Here is a 20,495-nt window from a genome sequence, read left to right on the forward strand (position 1 = left end):
AAAACGGCGAACGCTTACTTTGATGGACCGCCATTGGCTCCGCTTGCAGTGTAGACCGTCTCGCCACTCACAACCGTGCGCAGAACATTCGTGTGGAGTAGCTGCTGGGGAGTGGTAGAGGTGATGTCCCGGTCCAGCACGACGAAATCAGCAAGGGAACCTGGTTCCAGCCTGCCGAGGTCTCTCTCGCGGAACTCGGCGAACGCGGAGCCTTGCGTATAGGCATAGATAGCCTCGTTGAGCATGATCTTCTCCTGCGGCTGGTAGGTCCTCGTTCCTGCCTCGTTCTGGCGGGTGATGGCTGCGTACAGTCCGCGGAAAGGATTGATCGACTCAACCGGGTAGTCGGTGCCGAAGGCCAGCGGGATGTGATGGTCGAGCATGGAGCGCCACGCATAGGAGTATTTCGCGCGCTCTGACCCCAGCCGTTCCTCAGCCCAGTTCATATCGGTAAGCAGGTGCGAGGGCTGCATGGAGGCGATGACGCCCAGCTGCCGGTAGAGATCGAAGTCCGCGGGGAGGAGAACCTGGGCATGCTCGATACGATAGCGCATGTAGTAAGAGGGCGAGCCTCGAGGAACGCCACAAGGATCGAAGAGTTTTCCTTCCTGCATCCGTTTGCGAGCATCCTCCGACAGTCGTGAGAAGCACGTATTCATGTCGGCCTTTTCGCGCTGTGCGGTGTTGGCATCAGCTGCCTCGAAGGCGTCAAGCGCCATATGATTCGCCTGATCGCCGATGACATGAAGACCAACCTGAAAGCCCGCATCCGCACGCTCCTTCGTCATCGCATCAAGCGTCGCCTGGTCGTAGCGCGGAATCCCCGAGTTGCCGGGATCATCGGAGTAAGGCGCAGCGAGAGCAGCAGTGCGCGAGCCCAACGAGCCGTCCATAAAGCCCTTCAGCATCCCGGTGCGGAGAAGGGGATCGTCCGCCGGATGCGAGGCGCGCTCTTTTTTCAGCGTGTCCAGCGAAGCGCCGAAGGCCAGCCACTCGCTGACGCGCAGGTGGAGCTTGCCCGCCTTTTCCATATCTTCGAGTACGAGGAAGTCCTCCCAGCTCGACAGGTCCTGAACCGAAGTGACACCGTGAGCAAGCGCATCGTCGATGGCGAGCGCAAGGGCCTTGCAGCGCTCTTCGGTGGTCGGTGGAGGAACGACTTTATAGAGAATCGACATCGCCGGGCCTTCGCGCAGGATGCCTGTGAGTTCGCCGGTGGCGTCGTGGTCGATCTTGCCGCCGGCAGGGTCCGGCGTATCGCGCGTGATACCCGCGGCGGCGAGCGCGGCGGAGTTGGCAATCAGGATATGGCCGTCGGTGCGCTCGAGCACGGCGGGATGGCCACCGCTGACGGCATCGATGTCCTGACGCGTAGGCAGTGTCTTGCCCGGCCACTTCGTATGGTCCCACCCGCCTCCCTGAAGCCATGCCCCAGGCGCTGCCTTTGCTGCGAATGCGCGGATACGCTGCTGCATCTCCGCCAGTGAAGTTGTGCCGTCGAGATCGATGGTCAGCTTCTGCTGGCCTGCGCTTGCGATGTGCGTATGCGCATCATTGAAGCCCGGCATCATGAACGCACCGCCAAGATCGACGATCTTCGTCTGCGGGCCCTTGCGCCGCAGGATATCTGCGTCGCTGCCAACCGCAACGATCCTTCCGCGTGAGACCGCCAGCGCCGATGCCTGCGCGGGTGTCCCCGATGGATCGTTAGCGCGGAGGTGCGCACCGGTAAGAATCTTCGCGTGGAAGTAGACGATGTCGGGACCGCCGGCAGGCGAGGCTGGCTGTGCCGGCGATAGAAGGGGCACGGTCAGCAGCAGAGTAAAGATGGCAGTGAGCTTCACGGCGTCGAGTGTACCTCAGCGCTTGAAGGCGCGGACGCGGCTTCATCGGCAAGCTGCGGTGCAATCTGCGTACTTGCCAGCAATAGAAGCAGGATGCGCCGCAGAGCGACCTCGCGGCCTGTGGGGTCGTACCACTCATCGAGCGTGTGGATGCCTCCGCCCGTTCCTCCCGTAGCGATAGCCACTGCTGGAATCCCAAGCGACAAAGGCAGGTTGGCGTCGGTCGATCCCAGCCGCTGTTCTGTAGACAGATTCAGGTGGCGGTCGACCGAGTGGAGCAGATCGAGCAACGCCGAACCGGTGGAAAGCTCCGCGGCCGGGCGGTCTCCAATCTCCTCAATGCTCAGGCTGGCCGGAGCAGGCAGTGCGGTATATGGAGCGACCGTCTCGTGCAGGATGCGCTGGATCTCGTGCGCCGCCTCGCGCATCTGCGCCGTTCCGGTCGATCGCAGTTCGATGAGAGCTGTTGCCGACGATGGGATGGAATTGACCGAGGTTCCGCCGGAGATATGCCCGAGGTTGAGAGTGGTCAGCGGCGTCGATGACAGCGGCAGGTGCGAGATCGCCGAGAGCGCCCGGCTGAGCAGCAGGATCGGATTGGGCACACCGGCATCCGACCAGGAGTGCCCTCCAGGGCCAGTGATCGTGATGCGGTATCTCAAGCTGCCGAGGCCGCTGGTGACGACAGCCGAAGTCCCACTGCCTTCCAGCGCAATGGCTGCAGCGATACGGTCACGATAGCTCCCGCGCGTGAAGATGTGGCGCATGCCGCGCAGGTTACCCTCACCTTCTTCTCCAACATTTGCCGCAAACAGTATGGTCGCAGGAGGGTTAACCTTCGCATAGCGTAAAGCAGCGGCCAGGGCCAGTAAGGCAGAAAGGCCAGCGCCGTTGTCGCAGATACCCGGGCCAAAGATGCGCGGCGAGTCTGAGGCCTCAAGTGGATCGCATGGCGTTTCGGCAGGAAAGACCGTGTCCAGATGCGCCGAGAGCAGGATCACCGGCGACTCATCCTCCCCGCCCTCCGTGGCGAGTTCGCCGAGCGCATTGCCCTCCTCATCGAGATGGACGTTGGTGAGGCCGAGTGAACGAAAACGCTCAAGAAATGCCTCCGCACGCTGCTGCTCTCCGAAGGGAGGCCCGGGGATGCGGACCGTCTCCAGCAGCCAGCGGCGTATCTGCGGCTGGTGAAGATGCAGCCAATAGAAGGCGCGATGAACTGCGGTGAGCGTCGCCAGTTGCGTTACTCGCTGATGGGTGGATGCGGTCATTGCTTATTTGAAGAGTAGCGCGAGTATGCAGGTTCGGATTACTTCGTCTCGTAATCAACTTCAACCAGGAAAAGTCCCTGCGGGGGGGCAGTGGGCCCGGCGGCGGAGCGTGAGCGCGCCGCGAGTATGGTGGGAACTGCCTCGGCGGACGTCCGGCCACGGCCTGCGTCGACGAAGGTGCCAACCAGATTGCGAACCATGTGATGCAGGAATCCCGATCCGGCGACGCGATAAATCAGCAGGCCATCCTCCTGCCGGTTCCACGATGAGGAAAAGATTTTGCGAACGGACGACTTTCCCGCAAGGAGGAAGTCCTTAGCGTCGGTTCGAGAGTGAAGGTCGGGATCTGTCGCGGCGAAGGATGCGAAGTCATGTTCGCCGATTACGTGAAGGGCTGCCTGCTGCATGGCAGCCAGATCGAGAGGCCAGGTGCAGTTCCAGACAAAGGGGGCGAGAGTCGGCGGACAGATGGCATGGGGGGCGATGCGGTATTCGTACGTCTTGCGCCGGGCACTGTAACGTGCGTGAAAGTCTGGGGCAGCGGGTTCTATCGAGACGATACGAACGCTCCCGGGAAGCTGATTGTTAAGCGCGCGTTGCAAATTGGGTGCCGGAATGGGTGAATTGAGGGTAACGGAGGCTACCTGGCCCAGGGCGTGAACCCCGGTATCGGTGCGACCCGAGCCCTGGGGTAGAACCGCCTCCCCGGTAATGCGATGGAGGGACTGGGCAAGGGTGCCCTGGACGGTAGGCAGTCCAGGTTGAACCTGCCATCCATTAAAGGATGTGCCGTCGTAGGCGACCGTGAGCTTCCAGTGGGGCATGAGGATAATCTGGACGGTAACACGAAGAGTAAGGTCTGTTCACCACATTGCGGATGCGCTAATAGCCGGGGTTGATATACTTAGCCCGTTGTAACTCCGTGAAAAATTAGCTGGAGGCAGGGGAACGAAGATGGGAGTGACTGCGTATCACAGCCCATCCGGTAACCTTCGATCCTAAGGGGTTACCGGATCGAACCATCATTAAAAAGAGTCCTAGGGACTGTGCCACACGTCTTAGAAAGCTACGGATGGAAAATCTTCTGTAAGAGCCATAAATAAGTTCAGGTTTACTGCGGCTTGCGCCGGTTGTGCGTGGCGGCACCCGAAAAGAATCGTAAATCCCGTACTCTGCCCAAAGACGGACGGCCCGGGAATGAATCGGTAAGGAAGAGTTGGAGAGCGTATCGTGAGATTAAAGGACTTGCAGGCAGTGGCAAGCATCGTTTTGCTGCTGATGAGCGTGAGTACAGAGCCAGCACTGGCCCAGCAGACCCCAGCCCCGCAGGCACAGGGCACACAAACCAGTCCTGCGACGTCGGCCGTGACCAATACCACCGGCACGCCTGACCTGCCACCGGCTCCCAAGCCGACCGAGCCGCTCTATCTGCGTAGTACGAACATCGACTACACGAAGCCGAAGAGCCATCTGTGGAACCTGTTTGCGCCATATACGGCAACCAACGTTCCCCAGACCCGCCTCGGGAATACTCCCCGGCTCGATCAGTTGCTGCGTGACGGGAAAATTTATCTCAGCCTCTCCGATGCCGTGACGCTGGCGCTTGAGAACAACTACGATATTGCGATCGCCCGCATCAATCTGGACATCGCTGACACGGACATCCTGCGCACAAAGGCAGGTTCATCCTTGCGCGGTGTCTCGACCGGCCTGGTAACCAATACGCTGGGCAGCTCGGGAACGACTGTCACCGGCGGCGGTGGTCCGGGTGGAACATCGAGCGCGGCTGGTGGTGGCGGAGCCGGCGCATCGGGACTGGTGCTGAGCACAAATGGCGGTGGACCGCAGGTCGAGAACCTCGATCCTTTGCTGACCGGAACCATCCAGTACGACTCGGCCAACACACAGCAGACGACAACCTTTATTACCGGTACCAATACCCTGAACCAGAACACGGGCACCTACAACTTCGGGTATCAACAGGGGTTTCTGACCGGCACGCTGTTCAACTTTACGTTCAACAACTCGCGGTCGACGACCAACAGCATTCGGTCGAACTTCAGCCCGCAGGTGAACTCGTACTTCCAGGCTAAGGTAACGCAGCACCTGCTCCAGGGCTTCGGTCCCTGGCTGAACGGCCGCTACATCCTTCAGGCGAAGAACGACCGCCGCATTACGGACTCCGCATTCCGCCAGCAGCTTCTTTACACCGTAACCCAGGTGGAGAATATCTACTGGGGTCTGGTGAGCGCCTATGAAGATGAACAGGCGAAGGAACGCGCCCTGGCTCAGTCGACGCAGTTGACCTCCGACAACCGCAAGCAGCTGGAGATTGGAACGCTGGCCCCGCTCGACGTCGTGAACTCGGATGCAGCAGTAGCCACCGATAAGCAGGCCCTCGTCGCTTCGCAGACGAACCTCGAGTACCAACAGCTGCTAATGAAGCAGGCGATCGCCCGCAACCTGAACGATCCGCAACTCTCGAATGCTCCCGTGGTTCCGACCGACCGTGTCAGCCTGGACCGTCTTCCGGAAGAGGATACCCCGGTTGAGGATCTTGTAAAGCAGGCCTATACAAACAATCCTCAGATTGAGCAGGCCACGCTCAACATGAAGAACAACGAGATCACCATCAAGGCGTTCCACAATGGCCTGCTGCCTACAGTCGATGCGTATGCGTATTATGGCGGCGCGGCGCTTGGTGGCGCTCAGAACCCCGCTCTGCAGTGCAGCGATCCGGTGACCTTCAAGCCAATCCCTTGCCCTCCGGGAACGGTGGTCCCCAGCAGCTATGGTGACGTGCTCGGCAACACCTTCAACAACACTTACCCGGACAAGGGTATCGGCGTGAATATCAGCATTCCTCTGCGCAATCGCGTTGCTCAGGCCGACCAGGCCCGCTCGCAGATGGAGTACCGCCAGTCGCAGATGCGTCTGCAGCAGCTCTACACGCAGATACGCATCCAGGTCATCAACGGCCAGTACGCTCTGACCAATGACCGCGCGCAGGTGCAGGCGGCACAGGCCTCTCGCGACTTCGCGGCCCAGAGCCTCGATGCCGAACAGAAGAAGTACCGTCTCGGTGCTTCGACCACGGCACTGGTTCTGCAGCAACAGAGAAATCTGGCTACGGCAGACAATGCCCTGATCTCAGCCACGGCAGCGTATGCAAAGGACCGCGTGGCTTTGGCACAGTTGGTGTCGAACCTGCTGGACAAGTACGGCATCAATATTCAGGATGCCGCTACCGGAAACATTACCCAGCAGCCGGTGGTTCCCGGCTTGACGACACCAAAGCAGCCGGAGGCCCCTAAGCCGATCTCGGCAGCTCCAGCGACTGCTCCCCGGTAAACAACATCAACCTCGCACGAGAAGCCCGGATCGTCGATCCGGGCTTTTTACTGGGAACCATGTTTACTCGAAAACAACGAATTTGCCCCGTCAACCTGCAAGAGAGCGGAGCCGCTCGACTACACTGGTCTTCATGAGTGATGGACACGAAACCAGGCTGAACGGACTCTCCGAGGCGCCCTCAGCTTATCTTCGTTCTGCGAAGCACCAGCCGGTCGATTGGCATGAGTGGGGCGAAAGAGCTTTTGCCTTGGCGGTAGAACAGAACAAGCCCATTCTTCTGGACATCGGAGCGGTGTGGTGCCACTGGTGTCACGTCATGGACCGCGAGTCCTATGAGAATCCCGAGACGGCGAAGATCATCAACCAGCACTTTATCGCGGTGAAGGTGGACCGCGACGAGCGTCCCGACGTCGATACGCGCTATCAGGCGGCTGTTTCTGCCATCAGCGGACAGGGCGGCTGGCCTCTGACCGCATTTCTGACCCCCGAAGGAAAGCCATACTTTGGCGGGACGTACTTTCCGCCCGATGACCGCCACGGCCGGCCTGGATTTTCGCGCGTTCTTCTGACGATGGCCGAGTCCTTTCGCAAGCGACGCGACGAGGTGAACGATTCGGCCAACAGTGTCATGGCTGCGATTGAGCACAACGAGAGCTTTATGGGCCGCATCGGCAATCCCGGTCCGGAGCTGGTTGCAAAGCTGCTCGGAAGCATCCTGACTCAGTTCGACGCGCGCTCTGGCGGCTTTGGATCGCAGCCGAAGTTTCCACACTCCGGGGCGATCGATCTGCTGCTGGATGCCTCGTCTCGTGTATCGGTAGGCGACGGTACGGATCTTGGCGAGCATGCCCGGACAGCCGCCATGTCGACGCTACAGAAGATGTCGCGCGGCGGCATCTACGATCATCTCGCCGGCGGCTTCCATCGCTATTCGGTCGATGATCGCTGGGTGGTCCCCCACTTCGAGAAGATGGCCTACGACAACAGCGAGCTGCTGAAGAACTACGTCCATGGCTTTCAGAGCTTTGTCGAACCGGAGTGCGCCCGCGTAGCGAAGGAGATCGTCCGCTGGATGGATGAGTGGTTGAGCGACCGGGAACGCGGCGGCTTCTACGCCTCGCAGGATGCGGATTTCTCGCTCGACGATGACGGCGACTACTTCACCTGGACCCGCGACGAGGCGGCGGCGGCGCTCTCTGCCGAAGAGCTGGCCGTTGCCAGCGCCTTTTACGACATTGGCGAGATTGGCGATATGCACCACAATCCGGCCAAGAATGTTCTTCATGTAAGGGGAACGCTGGAAGGCGTCGCGAAGTCGAATGCCATGCCGTTGGATCAGGCAAAAAAACTTTTGGTGTCGGCAAAGGCGAAGCTGTATGCCGCGCGTCTGAAGCGTCCGACGCCTTACGTCGATAAAACGGTGTATGTGGGATGGAATGGCATGTGCATCTCGGCCTACCTTGAAGCCGGCCGCGTCCTCGATCTTCCGGAGGCAAGAGCGTTCGCGCTGAAGTCACTGGACCGCGTGCTTGCCGAGGCATGGGACCCGGCGAAGGGCATGGCCCATGTCGTCGCTTATGGAGAGGGTGGTACGGCATCACGGCGGGTCGCTGGCGTGCTCGACGACTATGTCTTTCTGGGCAACGCCGCACTCGACGCCTGGGAAACCACCGGCGAGATACCTTACTACGAAGCGGCGCAGGCCATTGCCGATGCTGCCATTGCGCGTTTCTACGATGCGACCGGAGGCGGGTTCTTCGATACAGAGATCGTTGCCGATGGAGCAAAGAGATTCGGTGCCCTGGCTACGCGGCGCAAACCGCTGCAGGATTCGCCGACCCCGGCTGGGAATCCTGTTGGCGCCACACTGCTGTTGCGGTTGGAGGCGCTGAACGGCCGCGAGGACTATGCCGTGAAGGCGCTTGAGGCGCTCGAGACCTTTGCGGGGATCGTCGAACACTTCGGTCTTTACGCAGCCAACTACGGGTTGGCATTGCAGCGTATGGTGCAGCGCGCAGTCCAGATCTGCATCATTGGCGACGACACCGCGGCGCGACGGCTGGAGGCAGTCGCCTTGGCCCGGTATGCCGTCAACAAGAGCGTTATTCGGTTCCGCCGCGACCAGATCGCCGCGTTGCCGCCTGCGTTGGCGGAGACGCTGCCGCATCTGCCGCAATTGAAGGACGCCACCGCGGGCAGCTTCGCGGTTGTATGCAACGGCAAAGGCTGTCTGCCTCCGGTATCCACGGTCGACGAGCTCATTATGGCGATGAACCAGGCCCTATAAGCTCAGGCCCCGATCGATGGAGGCACAGGTGGCGCGGTGGGATCCGCCTTCTGCATCACCAGCATGTTTGACGAGATGCCCAATGGGATTCCTTCCTTCTCGAAGACAAGGATGATGCGGCGGCGCAGCTCGCGCAGCACGGGGTCGCGCTGGTTGGCGCGGACGCGGATATTGACCGGATAGATGATCTCGCGGCCGCGTATCTCGTTGACGCCGAGAATATCCGGGTCGGAGATGGCGATGTCTTTGAAAGCGGAGTCGTTTCGCACGTCGTCGGCAAGTCGCTTGAGAAGCGCCATCACCCTGTCCGGGTTGGCGCTGGCATCGACAGAGACCGGCAGCGAGGCAATGGAATAGTCTCGCGACTGATTCGATACCGTGGCGATCTGGCTGTTCGGAATCACGTACAGTGTGCCGTCGGCATCGCGCACCCGTGTGCTGCGCAACGAGAGCCCTTCCACGGTCCCTTTGACTCCGGCGATGGTGATAACCTCTCCGACGTTGTACTGATCTTCGAGAAGGATCAGGATGCCGTTAATCATGTCCTTGAAGATGGACTGCGCCCCAAGCCCGATGCCAACACCGAGAATTCCCGCCGAGGCCAGTATCGGCTGGTAGGGAATATCGAAGACGGTGAGAATCTGGAGAAATGCCAGAAAGCCGAGAACGCCGTAGGCGGTGGCCCGGGTGAGGGAGGCCATCGTGCGAAGCTGTGCGGCGCGATGAAAATTGCCCACCTGCTGCCCGGCCCGTTTGTTGAGCCGGTTGACGAAGAATTGAACGATCCTCCACAGAATGAGAGTGATGACAAAAATAGCGATCAGCTTCGGCAGCTTCGCAGTCAGGAACGATGCAAAGTCTTGGTGCCATTCTTTCGACAAAACGCGGGAGAGGCGTTCGTCCTGCTGGATATCTTGCAGGACAGGAGCAAGAAGGAGCATGATACAGGCAACTCGCTTTCGATAGGTTTCCTGCACTCAGAATGCAGGAACTTGTTGTTTGATGCAAAGAATGCCAGGGCGCGGGGAAGGAGGTTGTATGAGAGATCGATATGCTGTAGCGATAGCCTTCGCGGTGTTTGCGGCAACCTTCTCCGCAGTGGGCGTTGCGCAACGCGGCAGTAGCGCGTCGCAGCAGTCGCAGCCGCCAGTCCAGCCAGCCAGCAGGTCGACATTTCCTCAGCCCATGGGGATGCCGATGGGTGGCATCGATCCGGCCTCGAACATGCCTGACCCCTTGAGCGGAAGGCTTGCGGAACAGCAGGCGCGTACCCGCAATAGCGAACGGCAGAAGAAGATTGAAACGGATACGGCCAAGTTGATGGACCTCGTTAACGAGTTGAAAGACCAGGTCCAGAGCGACAAACCGATTCCTCCAGCTGACCTGAGCAAGCGCGCCGAAGAGATCGAAAAGCTGGCACGGAGCGTTAAAGACCGGATGAAGGGATAGCCCCGCCTTCGTTTTGTGCGAACTTCGATCGATCTCGACCTCTTGAAATACGACTGTGGTTGCGGGAAGGCCCAGCCGCAGTCTTATTTGTATGTCAGCGATGCGGGCAGATTGATGCTCGGAGCGGGCAGGCTGAATGTGGCTGGTGTCGCTGCCGTCTTCAGTGCAGCGACTACGGTTGCGGGGCCCCAATCGGGATGCGCTGCCCGTAACAGGGCTGCCGCACCTGCGACCAGCGGCGCTGCGGCGCTGGTCCCTATGGCCTGCACATAAGCCGTGTGACCAAGATTGAAGCAGCCAAAGCTATGCAATGTGTCGTTGGGCAGGCCCTCCCGCGTATTCGGCAATCCGGAACTGCACGCTCCACGGACCCATCCGCTCACATCCATGTCTCCTCCCGAGGGGTAGCTGCCGCCCGGAGCGGCCAGCGCATCGAGCGGCGCACCATAGTTGGAGTAATAAGCCAGCGATGGAACGCCAGGGGCGCAGGTGGCCCCACTGTGCTGGTCCTGCATGCAGTCTGGATTCGTCGAAGCGACGATGGCTAGCACGCTGCGCGCCTGTGCCGGAATCTCGATATAACGCGGATTCGCCAGGTTGTAGCCATCGTTGCCAGCCGCGGCCACCAGCACAGCCCCGGCCTGCGTCGCGGCATAGGTGACGCGATCGAAGGCGGCCTTGACGCCTGCGCCGTCGCCGGTGGCGAGGTCGATCGTCGCCCCCAGCGACATGGAGATGACATCGGCGCGATTTGCGATAGCGTCGTCGATGCCCTGGATGACCCAGCTCAGCAGGCCGCTGGACTCGCCAGCTTCGCAGCGGGCGGTATCGGTGCCGCCAACCATCGTGGCTGGCACGCGCTCAAGCACCTTGATGTTCAGGATCGAAGCAGACGGCGCGACTCCAACGACCTGGCCGGTGCCTGGTCCTAGCGCCGCAGCGGCCAGTGAAGCAGTCCACGTGCCGTGTCCGGCCTGATCGCGTGGCGAACCATCGTCGCACATGCTGGGCAGCGCGCGTTGGTCGATCTCGGAGAGATTCAGGGCGAGGTTGGGTGCGAGGTCCGGGTGGGAGGCGTCCACTCCGCTGTCGAGAACTGCAATACGCACCCCTTTGCCTTTGGTGGTGTCCCATGGTCCGCTGGCCTGACCGCCGGGAACGCCGCTGCCGTATCCTCCTGCCTGGCGTACCGCCCACCCCTGTGGGGAGTTGTAGTACCTGTCGAACGTCGAAGCTCCGATGGCAACCGAGAAGACCGGAGCGATCTCGTTCGCCGCCACGGTACGCACCTGAAGGTGGTGCGACGTAACAATGCGGTCGTGCAGCACATACTCGACGTTGGGCTGCGCGGCGAGCCGCTGCATGACCTCACGATCATCGCCATCGCCTGTTGTCCTGGAAGATGCCGGTGCCGCCACTTCAATCGTTGCCATGCCGAGGCGGTCCTGGCGGCGCAACATATGTGCGCCGACGGTTCGCGCGCGCAGTGGAGCATCGCCCGGAACCGTCATATTGCGGTAGACGACGATGTAGCGGTTGGGCACAATGGCTGTCGCCGGGGACGCAGTGGTTTGACCTCCAAGGCCGGTTGCGAGAGTGGCTAAAATTGGCACGATGGTTAGAAATTGCCTGCGAACCGGCACGGGGCACCTCTGGTATCGTTCTCAACTCCTCTGATCGGCGGGGGTGATGAAGACCGTCAGGGAAGAAGCCGGGTGTGCTATTACTTTGGTGTATCGGGCTTGGCGTCCACGACGTGGCCGGGAACCTCGCCAGTACATTGACCCTGTTTGCAGCCACATGCTCTAATTGGCCCCTTCAATGAAGCAAGCGAAACTCTGCCGAACTGAAGCTGGTAAATCTTAAGGAGACCTTTGCATGCATGCAGTAAGCCTGATGGCTTTGTTTGTTCACGGGCAGGCGCCTTTTACGCCTGCTGTGGGAGATGCAAGTGATGGACGGATATGGCTTTGGATTGCGATGGGCGTGGGTGCGCTCGCGCTGGTTGCGGCCCTCATGCTGGCCCGGACAGTAATCGCCGCCGACACCGGCACGGCGGACATGCAGGTGATTTCGAACGCTATTCGTGAAGGGGCCGAGGCCTTCCTTCGCAGGCAGTACAAAACCATCGGTGCGATTGCGGCCGTGCTCGCAGTTGTGCTCTTCATCGGCTATCACCTGTCGGAACGCACATCCGCTTATGCGCTGAAGACGGTCATCAGCTTTCTGATGGGAGCTGTTTGCTCCGCCATTGCCGGATACACCGGCATGTACTGCTCGATCCGCGCCAACATTCGCACGGCCTCAGCTGCGCGCTCCAGCCTGAACAATGCGCTGCAGATGGCATTGCGCGGAGGGGCTGTTACCGGGCTGGTCGTGGTGGCGCTATCGTTGCTCGGAGTCGGGATACTGTTCCTGTTCTTTGGCGGACTCGAGAATCCTCAAGCCGTGCCGTACCAGCTTGTGGGCTTCGGCTTCGGAGCTTCGCTCGTAGCGTTATTCGCACAGCTTGGCGGCGGTATCTATACCAAGGCTGCTGACGTGGGCGCCGATCTGGTGGGCAAGGTCGAGGCGGGCATTCCAGAGGACGATCCGCGCAACCCCGCCGTGATCGCCGACCTCGTAGGCGATAACGTTGGCGACTGCGCTGGCCGCGGCGCTGACATCTTCGAGTCGACTGCCGCAGAGAACGTTGGCGCCATGATTCTCGGCGCCGCGCTTTACCCGGTCTTCGGCGTCAAGGGAATCCTCTTTCCCCTGATCGTCCACGCGATCAATCTGATCGCGAGCATCGTGGGCGTCTTCGTCGTCAAGTGCAAGGAGACGGAAGACCCGATGCACGCGCTCAACCGTGGTTTCTATGTCACATCGGCGCTGGCGCTGCTGGGATTCGCCGGGGCCGTCTACACCATGCTGAATGGACCGGCGGTTGAACCCATATGGCTGCTCGGTTGTGGGGTCCTTGGTCTGGCGACGGCCTTCCTCTTCGTCTGGATCACCGAGTATTACACCGAGTCGATCTATCGCCCGGTGAAGTCGATCGCGGAGGCCTCACTGACCGGCCCCGCGACCAATATCATCAGCGGCCTCGCCGTCGGTATGGAGACGCCTGCGCTTCCTGTTGTCGTCATCTCGGCGGCGCTGCTGCTCAGCTACTACTTCGGCGTGCGCGGCCTGGCCGGAGTGGCGGGGATCAGCGACTACGAAAAGGGAATCTACGGCACGGCAATTGCAACCATGGGTATGCTCAGCTGTGCAGCCTACATTTTGGCGATGGATACCTTCGGGCCTATTACAGACAACGCTGGCGGCATCATCGAGATGTCGCATCAGCCACATGAGATCCGCGAGCGCACGGACAAGCTGGACTCCGCCGGCAATACCACCAAGGCGCTGACCAAGGGATATGCCATCGGGTCGGCCTCGCTGGCGGCTTTCCTTCTCTTCTCGGCTTACCTTGAGGAGATCAAGACAATCGTTACAGACAAGGTAGTGCACGCGGGCGGATACATGCCCGAGGGATGGAGCTTCACCAACGTCAACCTTGCTCAGGTGCCGGTCTTTGTTGGCGCTCTGCTGGGCGCGATGCTGACCTACCTCTTCAGCTCAATGGCGATCAAGGCGGTGGGACGCACGGCGCAGATGGTGGTGCAGGATGTGCGCGCGCAGTTCAAGGAAAACCCCGGCATCATGGAGGGGACATCCAAGCCGGACTACGGACGTTGCGTCCATATCGTCACTGGTGCTGCCCTGCGTGAGATGGTGGTTCCTGGAGCGCTGGTCGTCGGCCTTCCCGTTGTCGTTGGACTTCTCTTCCGCCACTTCAGCGCGAGCTATCACGCAAACACAGAGGCCTATGCACCGGGAACGATTCTGCCTGTACCTGCGATTGCAGGGAAGGCGGTCAACCTGGCTGGTGCCGAAGCCGTTGCCGGTCTGTTGATGGTGGGAACGATCGCCGGTATCCTGCTCGCCATGCTGATGAACAACGGTGGCGGCGCCTGGGACAACGCGAAGAAGTTCATCGAGACCGGCCAGTACGGCGGCAAAAAGAGCGAAGCGCACAAAGCGGCTGTCGTTGGCGATACTGTCGGCGATCCCTTCAAGGACACAGCCGGCCCCAGCCTCCACGTGCTGATCAAGCTGCTGGCGACGATCACGCTGGTGCTTGCGCCGCTGTTCGTCTAAGCCGCAGTGCAAACTGAAGCGGCAGGGAAGAGTTCGCTCTTGCCTGCCGCTTGTTTTTAACGATCTGTCCGCGATTCGACTTGGATGGTATTGTGACCCAAATCGTCACGCTTAACCGGTACAATCTTCTACGGCAGTGGTTGCAGGCTGTTGAGGAACAAGGGTATGACACGTCCATCTGGAAGTGGCGTAGCAGAGAGGAAGAAGACGGCGAGCACAGTGGCGGGGACGTCGCTGACGCGGGAGCAACTGGTGGAGTTCTACCGGCTGATGTATCTCTCGCGCCGCACGGACGACCGCGAGATCGTTCTCAAGCGTCAGCAGAAGATCTTCTTCCAGATATCCTGCGCCGGTCACGAAGCCCTGCTGGTTGCGGCGGGTATGGCCATGCGTCCGGGCTACGACTGGTTCTTCCCCTACTATCGCGACCGTGCCATTTGCCTCGCGCTTGGAAATACAGTCGAGGATCAGTTTCTTCAGGCCGTGGGAGCAGCGGACGACCCCGCCAGCGGCGGTCGCCAGATGCCGTCGCATTGGTCCAGCACAAAGCTGCACATCGTCAGTCCGTCGTCATCCACGGCGACGCAGTGCCTGCACGCGATAGGCTGCGCCGAGGCGGGACGCTACTTCTCCAGGCATCCGGAAGCTGCAGCGAAGCACGACGGCGACTATCGCCAGTTCAAGGACGTCGCGTTTCATGGCGACGAGGTAGTCTACGTCTCCATTGGCGAGGGTTCGACAAGCCAGGGCGAGTTCTGGGAGTCGTTGAACACCGCCAGCAATGAAAAGCTCCCCGTCGTCTACGTCGTCGAAGACAACGGCTACGCGATCTCAACGCCGGTTGAGGCGAATACACCCGGTGGCAACATCTCGCGATTGATTGCGAACTTCCCCAACTTCCACTTTGCCGAGATCGACGGCACTGATCCTATCGCCAGTTACAACGCGATGGTCGAGGCTGTCGCCTACTGCCGCGCAGGCAAAGGGCCGGCACTGGTGCACGGGCATGTCATTCGTCCGTACTCGCATTCTCTGAGCGACGATGAGCGCGCCTATCGTACTGCGGCGGAACTTGAAGCCGATGCGCTGCGCGACCCGATCTCGCGTATGCAGATATGGCTGCTGCGCGAAGGCATTCTCGACGCCGATGGAATCAACCGGCTGGAGCGACAGGTGGACGACGAGGTGCAGCGTGCCGCCGACCGGGCCATCATGGCCAAGCTGCCCACGCCCGACACGATCCTGAAGCATGTCTACTCCGAGGACCTGACGCCGATGGACGCGCGCTTCGACCGCGAGCCGGAGAAGACCGCGGACCAGAGCGAGCGCACGATGGCCGATCTGATCAACACAGGGCTGAAGGACGAGATGCGCCGCGATCCGCGTATCGTCGTCTTCGGCGAAGATGTGGCCGATGTGACTCGCGACGAAGCATTGCGCGATGGCAGGCTCAAAGGGAAAGGCGGCGTCTTCAAGCTGACATCGGGTTTGCAACTTGAGTTTGGCAGCGACCGCGTGTGGAACTCGCCCCTTGCCGAGGCCAACATTGTTGGCCGCGCCATCGGCATGGCTGTTCGCGGGCTGAAGCCGGTGGTCGAGATACAGTTCTTCGACTACATATGGCCGGCGATGCACCAGATGCGCAACGAGATGTCGGTGCTGCGGTGGCGCTCGAACGGTACATGGAACTGCCCGCTGGTGATGCGTGTCCCGATCGGCGGCTATCTCACCGGTGGCTCGATCTATCATTCGCAGTCGGGCGAGAGCATCTTCTCGCACACCCCTGGGGTGCGTATCGTCATGCCGTCGAACGCGCTCGACGCAATCGGACTGCTGCGCACCGCGATCCGTTGCGACGATCCGGTACTCTTCCTTGAACACAAGCGACTCTACCGCGAGACCTTCGGCCGTGCCATGTATCCTGGGCCCGACTACACGGTTCCGTTCGGCAAGGCGAGAATCGCGCGTCCCGGCAAAGACCTCACGGTCATCACGTATGGCGCCGTGGTTCCGCGCGCGCTGCAGGCGGCGCAGAAGATCCATCGCGACAAAGGCCTCGATGTCGAGGTGATCGACCTCCGCAGCCTCACGCCGTATGACTGGGAGGCCATTGCAGAGAGCGTTCGCAAGACAAATCGCGTCATCGTTGCGCACGAGGACATGATGAGCTGGGGCTATGGCGCAGAGATCGCCGCGCGCATCAGCGACGAGCTCTTCCACGACCTCGACGCTCCCGTGCGCCGTGTAGCGGCGATGGACACTTTTGTCGCTTACCAGCCGCTGCTTGAGGATGTCATCCTGCCGCAGCCTGACGACCTGTATCGCGCCATGGACGCGCTGTCAGCGTTTTAGCGAAAGTTTTCTCCGTACCCGCAACTGCTGCCCTTCAAATGGGTTATTAGCTTGTGTAAGCTGCGATCTGTACCCGTGTCTGTCAGGGAGAAGAGCATGTTGTCGAGAAGATCTTTCAGCCGAAACCTTTACACCTCGTTCGAGGCTGGAGTTGCGGCATGCCTGTGCGCTCTTTTGCTGGCCCAGCCTCTACCCGCCGTGGCCGCCAGGAAGAAGACAGCGTCGCAGGTGCTGTCGATGCAGGACGACGAACACGTCCTCCACGCCCTGAACCGGTTCACCTTCGGGCCGCGTCCTGGCGATGTCGCCGCGGTGAAGGCGATGGGGCTCGATCGCTGGTTCGACCAGCAACTGCACCCTGAGAAGATCGACGACTCGGCGCTTGAGGAGCGTTTGGCAAACTACCCCGCCATGAACCTCAAGCAGGCTGATCTTCTACGCCGCTATCCCAGCCCTCAGATTCTGCGGCAGGTCATGAACGGCAGGCTCTCCATGCCGGGCGATCCTGTTGAAGCAGCTATTTATCGCGATGGCATCGCCCGCTACGAAGAGGCAAAGGCCAAGGACGCGAAGAAGCCGGTTGAGATGGCGAACAACGCCGCGCCGGAGTCGATGGCGAAATCCAAGGACGATGAGGTCAGCGCTCTGCCAGGCGACAACGTTGACCCGGGAACTCCTGCGATGGCAGAGCATGAGAAAGAGTTTTACTCCGGACTTGATGCCATCAATGTCGTCAACCTTCCTCCCGGTCAGCGCATGAAGCGGATTCTCGCCATGAATCCCGATGAGCTGCGAGCGTTTCGCAAACATTTGAATCCGGGCGAGCTGGCTGCGGCTGGAGAGGGGCTGACTCCGGAGCAGAAGGAAGTTCTGATGGCCCTCGGCACCGGCGGGCCGAGATTGGTCGGCGGTGAGATTCTCGCAACCAGGTTCCTCCGCGATGCCTACAGCCAGAGACAGCTTCAGGCGGTGATGACCGACTTCTGGCTGAACCACTTCAACGTCTACATCAGAAAGAACCAGAACGAGCCTTACCTGCTTCCGTCGTATGAGCGCGACACGATCCGTCCACACGCCCTCGGAAAGTTCGAAGATCTTCTCGTTGCGACGGCGAAGAGCCCTGCCATGCTGCTGTATCTCGACAACGCGCAGAGCATCGGCCCGCACTCCCGCGCTGCCGAGCGGGTTGCCAGGGTACAGGAGATGACGCCGAATGCACCGGCCGCCAAAGGCCGCTCGCAGGGGCTGAACGAAAACTACGCCCGCGAGCTGATGGAGCTGCATACCCTCGGGGTGAACGGAGGATATAACCAGGCCGACGTCGTCCAGGTGGCGAAGGTCTTTACCGGCTGGACAGTCGAGCCTCTGCGCGGCGGAGAGTTCCAGTTCGAAGAGCGTCGTCATGAACCCGGCACAAAGACCGTGATGGGCAAGGCAATTCGCGAGGGCGGCGAGCGCGAGGGGCTCGAGGTCCTGCATATGCTTGCCACCAGCCCGGCTACGGCAAGGTTCCTCTCCAACAAGCTGGCGGTACGTTTTGTCAGCGATACGCCGCCGCAGTCGCTGGTCGATAAGATGTCAAAGGCGTATCTCGTCAGCGATGGCGACATTGCAACCGTGCTGCGAACCATGTTCGAAGCGCCTGAGTTCTGGTCGCCGCAGGTTGTTCGCGCCAAGATGAAGACCCCGGTGGAGTTTGTCGTCTCGGCCGTGCGCGCAAGCAATACCGAGATCGCAAATCCGCTGCCCCTGGTGCGCGCCCTCGATACGCTGGGCATGCCGCTCTACGGGATGCAGACGCCGAATGGCTACAACTGGATGGCGGAGCCATGGGTCAGCACTGGCGCACTGGTCAGCAGGATGAACTTCGCCGTCGCTCTCAGCGCAAACCGTCTCCAGGGTTCCTATTCCGACTGGAGCTCTCTGTTGGCAACGAAGACTCCGAATCTTCAAACAGTCGCAGCGGACGATGCAACCGTCGCGAAAGAGGCTGAGCTCGAGGCGCTTCTGCTGGGGCAGCCGGCGAGCGGCAAGACCCGCGAGACGGTCCTGAAGCAGCTCTCGGAGCAGCCGGCCCAGATGGAGGCGGAGAAGGCATTCCGAATTGCGTCCCGCGACAAGGATCCGATGGGAGTCATCTTGAATGCCTCGGCCCCCGTCCAACCGGTGCGCCCGCGGCAGGACCGCGAGACAGTCGTGATGGCCGGACTGCTGTTGGGATCACCAGAGTTCCAGCGCCGCTAAGGCATGTTTTATCATCCACATCGATAAAAAACGAAACTTAGAGTTCGATATGGAGTTTCTATAAAAACAAAGACCTGCGGTCTGGTGAGATCGCTGATGCCTGGTTCCGATGTTGAGGAGAGATACGATGTCGCATATATGTTCCGGTGTCACAAGACGCGGCTTTATGAAGGGTGGAGCTCTGGCCCTGGTAGGAACCTCAACCATCCCGAGCTTCCTTACCCGCAGTGTCATGGCCGAGGTGACGACCGCCGCCGCCAACCACAAGAAGCTGGTCATCCTCTTCCAGCGCGGCGCCGCCGATGGTTTGAACATTGTCGTTCCGTACCGTGAAAAGAACTATTACGCCATGCGCCCATCGATCGCCATCAAGCAAAACGAGGTGATCGACCTGGACGGCTTCTTCGGTCTGCACCCTGCGATGGCAGCCTTCAAGCCGCTCTACGACCAGGGACATTTGGCCATCGTTCATGCGGCTGGTTCACCCGACACCACCCGCTCGCACTTCGACGCGCAGGACTACATGGAGAGCGGCACCCCGGGTGTGAAGGCCACAGAAGATGGTTGGCTGAACCGCGCGCTGCAAGCCGAGACGCTAACCGGCAAGCCCAGCGCCTTCCGCGCCGTCGCCCTGGGAACGCAGGTGCCGCGTACCTTGCAGGGGAAAATATCGGCCATTGCCGTAAACAATCTGACGGACTTCTCCGTCGCTGGCCGCGGACCCCAGACCTCGCCGATCAGCAATGCTTTCCAGGCAATGTACGACTCCAGCACCGACTCTGTGCTTCACGGCACGGGCGAGGAGACATTCGAAGCGGTCAGGATGCTGAAGGCCGCCAACCCGTCGAAGTATCAGCCCTCTGCCGGCGTCGTCTACCCGAATACGCCCTTCGGCAATAGCCTCAAACAGATCGCCCAGTTGATGAAGGCGAATCTCGGGGTCGAGGCAGCCTTCTCCGACATCGGGGGCTGGGACACACACCAGAACCAGGGAAACACCAACGGCCAGTTGGCCAACCGTCTGCGAGAGTTCTCCAACACCATCGCCGCCTTCTGGCAGGATATGGGCGATGATGCCCAGAACATCACCCTGATGACCATGTCCGAGTTTGGCCGTACCGCCCGGCAGAATGGAACCGGCGGAACCGACCACGGGCACGCCAATGTCATGTTCGTCCTCGGCGGAGGGGTGCGGGGAGGCAAGGTCTACGGCAAGTGGCCCGGCCTGGCCAACGAGCAGCTCAACGAGGGCCGCGACCTGACCGTTACGACAGACTTCCGACGTGTTCTAGGGGAGGCCGCGTATAAGACGCTGGGATCGAGAAATCTTGACCTGGTGTTCCCCGGAGGCAGGGTTGAACCTTCCAGCTTCCTGGGCATCGTATAGTCAATTTTCCACAGGAAGTAGGGCTATGGCTGTCTCGCGGCCAGTGTGACCAGCAAAACTGTCGTTATTCTGAGCCGAAGAGCCTCCTCTGAGCGAAGTCGAATGGGCGAAAAATCCCC

12 protein-coding genes are annotated in these 20,495 nt (G+C 60.6%); 7 read left to right on the plus strand and 5 right to left on the minus strand.

Features of this window, described 5'->3' with window-relative positions; translation table 11 throughout:
* Window positions 1-14 precede the first annotated feature (14 nt).
* The 3 genes from JSS95_03455 to truA are packed head-to-tail and all read right to left on the minus strand — an operon-like array spanning window position 15 to window position 3,939.
* A complete protein-coding gene (locus JSS95_03455; GenBank protein ID MBS1798861.1) occupies window positions 15-1,829 on the minus strand; it encodes an amidohydrolase in 1,815 nt (604 codons plus the stop codon).
* Between the two features lie 11 nt (window positions 1,830-1,840).
* Window positions 1,841-3,115: a M20/M25/M40 family metallo-hydrolase gene (locus JSS95_03460; protein ID MBS1798862.1), complete on the minus strand. Its 1,275-nt coding sequence runs from the start codon at window positions 3,113-3,115 to the stop codon at window positions 1,841-1,843.
* Window positions 3,116-3,153: 38 nt separating this feature from the next.
* Window positions 3,154-3,939, minus strand: coding sequence for a tRNA pseudouridine(38-40) synthase TruA (gene truA / locus JSS95_03465; protein ID MBS1798863.1), 786 nt, complete (start codon window positions 3,937-3,939; stop codon window positions 3,154-3,156).
* A gap of 454 nt (window positions 3,940-4,393) precedes the next feature.
* On the opposite strand from truA, the gene JSS95_03470 reads away from it, so the two are divergent.
* Both JSS95_03470 and JSS95_03475 read left to right on the plus strand, forming a co-directional pair.
* Window positions 4,394-6,466 carry a TolC family protein gene (locus tag JSS95_03470; protein MBS1798864.1) on the plus strand — a complete coding sequence of 691 codons (2,073 nt, stop codon included), beginning with the start codon at window positions 4,394-4,396 and terminating at the stop codon, window positions 6,464-6,466.
* A 133-nt stretch (window positions 6,467-6,599) separates the two neighbouring features.
* Window positions 6,600-8,756 (plus strand): thioredoxin domain-containing protein, encoded by a 2,157-nt coding sequence (locus JSS95_03475; protein ID MBS1798865.1) that lies wholly within the window; start codon window positions 6,600-6,602, stop codon window positions 8,754-8,756.
* Window positions 8,757-8,758: 2 nt separating this feature from the next.
* Here JSS95_03475 and JSS95_03480 read toward each other — a convergent pair whose 3' ends face one another.
* Complete coding sequence (locus JSS95_03480; protein ID MBS1798866.1) at window positions 8,759-9,697, minus strand: mechanosensitive ion channel family protein; 939 nt, start codon at window positions 9,695-9,697, stop codon at window positions 8,759-8,761.
* A gap of 97 nt (window positions 9,698-9,794) precedes the next feature.
* Between JSS95_03480 and JSS95_03485 the strand changes: the two genes are divergently transcribed.
* A complete protein-coding gene (locus JSS95_03485) occupies window positions 9,795-10,205 on the plus strand; it encodes a hypothetical protein (GenBank protein MBS1798867.1) in 411 nt (136 codons plus the stop codon).
* Window positions 10,206-10,288: 83 nt separating this feature from the next.
* Here JSS95_03485 and JSS95_03490 read toward each other — a convergent pair whose 3' ends face one another.
* Window positions 10,289-11,716 carry a S8 family serine peptidase gene (locus JSS95_03490; GenBank protein MBS1798868.1) on the minus strand — a complete coding sequence of 476 codons (1,428 nt, stop codon included), beginning with the start codon at window positions 11,714-11,716 and terminating at the stop codon, window positions 10,289-10,291.
* Window positions 11,717-12,101: 385 nt separating this feature from the next.
* Between JSS95_03490 and JSS95_03495 the strand changes: the two genes are divergently transcribed.
* The 4 genes from JSS95_03495 to JSS95_03510 all read left to right on the plus strand — a co-directional run bounded on the left by JSS95_03495 (window position 12,102) and on the right by JSS95_03510 (window position 20,376).
* Complete coding sequence (locus JSS95_03495; GenBank protein MBS1798869.1) at window positions 12,102-14,393, plus strand: sodium-translocating pyrophosphatase; 2,292 nt, start codon at window positions 12,102-12,104, stop codon at window positions 14,391-14,393.
* Between the two features lie 165 nt (window positions 14,394-14,558).
* The gene (locus JSS95_03500) at window positions 14,559-16,745 is read left to right on the plus strand and encodes a dehydrogenase E1 component subunit alpha/beta (protein ID MBS1798870.1); all 2,187 of its coding nucleotides are present in this window, start codon (window positions 14,559-14,561) and stop codon (window positions 16,743-16,745) included.
* 96 nt (window positions 16,746-16,841) lie between these two features.
* Window positions 16,842-18,989 carry a DUF1800 domain-containing protein gene (locus JSS95_03505; GenBank protein ID MBS1798871.1) on the plus strand — a complete coding sequence of 716 codons (2,148 nt, stop codon included), beginning with the start codon at window positions 16,842-16,844 and terminating at the stop codon, window positions 18,987-18,989.
* Between the two features lie 166 nt (window positions 18,990-19,155).
* A complete protein-coding gene (locus JSS95_03510) occupies window positions 19,156-20,376 on the plus strand; it encodes a DUF1501 domain-containing protein (protein ID MBS1798872.1) in 1,221 nt (406 codons plus the stop codon).
* Window positions 20,377-20,495: the final 119 nt, after the last annotated feature.

The organism is Acidobacteriota bacterium (assembly GCA_018268895.1).
Taxonomy (GTDB): Bacteria; Acidobacteriota; Terriglobia; order Terriglobales; family Acidobacteriaceae; genus Edaphobacter.